This window comes from Dysgonomonas sp. 25 (assembly GCF_010501075.1).
Lineage (GTDB): Bacteria > Bacteroidota > Bacteroidia > Bacteroidales > Dysgonomonadaceae > Dysgonomonas.
In genome coordinates this window covers 1-527 of the sequence record NZ_QVMN01000026.1, presented here as the reverse complement: position 1 = coordinate 527, position 527 = coordinate 1, and the positions used below count along the sequence as shown (strand labels likewise).

Annotated in this window: 1 protein-coding gene; it reads right to left on the bottom strand. The window is 45.4% G+C overall.

Annotated features, from left to right (window positions below; translation table 11 throughout):
- Positions 1 to 26: 26 nt before the first annotated feature.
- The coding region (locus D0T66_RS16075) for a dihydrodipicolinate synthase family protein (protein WP_163358320.1) at positions 27 to 527 on the bottom strand (501 nt) is incomplete at its 5' end.

Below are 527 nucleotides of genomic sequence, written 5' to 3'. Positions count from 1 at the left end.
TCTAGCTCCTTTCGCACCGAAGACAGCTATACATCATACCCTAATTCCGTTCTGGCTAGTTCATCCATCTCTCTCTTTAACTCATCCGGTACAAAGTCTTGATCAGCCGGCATACGAGAATGCATACCCGTCGGTCCACCGCCATATTTCATCGCATACATCCAAGCCGCATTAAACGGCGCCTTTTTACACAGGTTACGTATTTTCAAGACTTTTTGTTGGGCCGCGACACATTTCTTATAATCCCCGGCAAGCCCAGCCTCCACAATATCAATCATCTCCTTAGGAAACGGCACTGCCATAAAGGACACGCAGCCAACCGCTCCTAACATCATCATTACGCCATCTAAGCCATCGCAGCCACCAAGGAAGTCAAAGTTTTCGGGATCGATTCGTAAAATACATTGCTCAAAATTGAGAATATCTACCGAAGCATCCTTAAAGCCCCTTAAATTCGGATGTTCATTTACTAACTTCGCTAAAGTCTCTGGCGCAAATAGCGTACCCATTTGCACACAATTGTAGAT